Here is a 2,617-nt window from a genome sequence, read left to right as displayed (position 1 = left end):
TGTTGATTGTCACTTCTGTAACAGGGCCTTTCGAGTCAAGTTAGTTTTTCCACAAAAGCAACCCCCGCCAATTTACGCATCTGCGGGGTGAAGTTCGTGGCTCACATCTATTTTGGGATAATGGCGTTGCCGTTTGCTCTGGGTGCCGAGGGGTTTCCCGCGCCGGGATGATGCTTCTGTCCGTAGTCAGCGCTGAGGCTGCCACTTTATGCCAAGTCCAAGAACGGTTCCCGCGTGCCTATCTGAGAAGCGTGTTCAGCCATGAGCTGGCTGACGACGAGTGACATTTCCGGCATCATCGGGGACCGCGTCCCGGGTCGGGACCTCGGTGAGCCAGCACCGTTAGGCGTGGCCAAAGCCTCCTTTTTAATTTGTCTTGTTGTCGGCGGCGATTCCGGGGTTAGGGCTTACGCCGCTGCAGCTTTAGTGGCGCCCGGTCGAGTAAATCGGAATTCCGTGCCACACTTCCACATTCGATGCAAAACCACACCAATCCGTCTGGCGAGCGCAACAGTGGCGCGCTTCTTGCCCCGCCGCTTGGCGACACCAAGCGCCCATGCGCTTAACCAGTTTGGTCGGCCACGTTGCAACATCACCGTCGCTGCCTGATAGAGAGCCGTGCGCAGCCCCACATCCCCAGCACGGGAGATCTCACCGATGATGTCGCGTTCGCCAGATTGCTCGCGCCTTGGGGTTAAGCCAACCCAAGGACCAACGTCTTTTGAAGAGCGAAAGCGCTCGGGGTCATCGACTGCAGACTTGACGGTCAGTGCAACGAGAGTGCCAACCCCAGGCATGGTCATGAGCCGGCGGCACACCGGATCGGACTTGGCGTGATCGTGCAGAACTTTCTCCAGGCTCGCTTGCTGCTGGCGCAGTACACGTCGTGCAGTCAGGATTGGTTTTGCCGCAGCTTCCAGCATGGGGTTGCCCTCAGCCAGTTCCTGTACCCGCTCTTCGAAGCGCCCTTTGGCAACGCGTCCCATTTTCAACCCGAAGTTTCGCAGAACGCCGCGGATCGAAAGTTCAAGATTTATCGCTTCTGTAACAGGGCCTTTCGAGTCAAGTTAGTTTTTCCACAAAAGCAACCCCCGCCAATTTACGCATCTGCGGGGTGAAGTTCGTGGCTCACATCTATTTTGGGATAATGGCGTTGCCGTTTGCTCTGGGTGCCGAGGGGTTTCCCGCGCCGGGATGATGCTTCTGTCCGTAGTCAGCGCTGAGGCTGCCACTTTATGCCAAGTCCAAGAACGGTTCCCGCGTGCCTATCTGAGAAGCGTGTTCAGCCATGAGCTGGCTGACGACGAGTGACATTTCCGGCATCATCGGGGACCGCGTCCCGGGTCGGGACCTCGGTGAGCCAGCACCGTTAGGCGTGGCCAAAGCCTCCTTTTTAATTTGTCTTGTTGTCGGCGGCGATTCCGGGGTTAGGGCTTACGCCGCTGCAGCTTTAGTGGCGCCCGGTCGAGTAAATCGGAATTCCGTGCCACACTTCCACATTCGATGCAAAACCACACCAATCCGTCTGGCGAGCGCAACAGTGGCGCGCTTCTTGCCCCGCCGCTTGGCGACACCAAGCGCCCATGCGCTTAACCAGTTTGGTCGGCCACGTTGCAACATCACCGTCGCTGCCTGATAGAGAGCCGTGCGCAGCCCCACATCCCCAGCACGGGAGATCTCACCGATGATGTCGCGTTCGCCAGATTGCTCGCGCCTTGGGGTTAAGCCAACCCAAGGACCAACGTCTTTTGAAGAGCGAAAGCGCTCGGGGTCATCGACTGCAGACTTGACGGTCAGTGCAACGAGAGTGCCAACCCCAGGCATGGTCATGAGCCGGCGGCACACCGGATCGGACTTGGCGTGATCGTGCAGAACTTTCTCCAGGCTCGCTTGCTGCTGGCGCAGTACACGTCGTGCAGTCAGGATTGGTTTTGCCGCAGCTTCCAGCATGGGGTTGCCCTCAGCCAGTTCCTGTACCCGCTCTTCGAAGCGCCCTTTGGCAACGCGTCCCATTTTCAACCCGAAGTTTCGCAGAACGCCGCGGATCGAAAGTTCAAGATTTATCGCTGCCTGTTGGACAGCCTTGCGCGCAGACAATAGGGCGCGCATCTCCTGCGCTGACATCGATTTGCGGTGGACGGGCCGGAACCAACCCATTTGCAGGAGCCGGGCAATCCCTTCAGCATCCCGACGGTCGGTCTTTATCGGCATTGCCTTCAGTGCCCCCTTCACTTGCCGGGTCTCCATCAGGACAGTGCCAAATCCAGCTTCGGTCAAATGCCGGTGCAGCCATTGCGACAAGGGACCGGCCTCCAGGCCCACCGCAATCACGCTCCCAGGCAGCGCCTGCAAAACTTCGACCAGTTCCTCCGGTTCGCTGACGGCTGTCGTTTCCTTGATAATCTTACCTTGCGCGGACACCGCACAAATCGCAGTGCTTGCGAGGGAGACATCCAAACCGATATACATTTCCATGTCGTTGTCCTCTCTATTGCCAAGATAGTTGGGGCGCGCTTCACAGCACGACCCCGCAGACACGCCGCACAGCGTGCCAAGGGCAACGACACCTCACATCAAACCGTCATTCAACTCTCAACGTTAGAGATTCGAGCCGAGC

General features: G+C 58.2%; 1 protein-coding gene and 1 pseudogene. Both read right to left on the bottom strand.

All coding sequences use genetic code 11. From position 1 onward, the window contains the following. Positions 1–407: 407 nt before the first annotated feature. Positions 408–1,037: pseudogene (locus tag PUT78_RS23325) on the bottom strand (IS110 family transposase); the annotation flags it as partial. Positions 1,038–1,434: 397 nt separating this feature from the next. Continuing rightward, positions 1,435–2,475: an IS110 family RNA-guided transposase gene (locus PUT78_RS23320; protein ID WP_274354610.1), complete on the bottom strand. Its 1,041-nt coding sequence runs from the start codon at positions 2,473–2,475 to the stop codon at positions 1,435–1,437. Between the last annotated feature and the right edge of the window lie 142 nt (positions 2,476–2,617).

It is taken from the genome of Roseinatronobacter alkalisoli (assembly GCF_028745735.1).
Lineage (GTDB): Bacteria > Pseudomonadota > Alphaproteobacteria > Rhodobacterales > Rhodobacteraceae > Roseinatronobacter > Roseinatronobacter alkalisoli.
The sequence above is the reverse complement of the archived record's forward strand: the minus strand, read 5'-3'. Positions and strand labels throughout refer to the sequence as shown.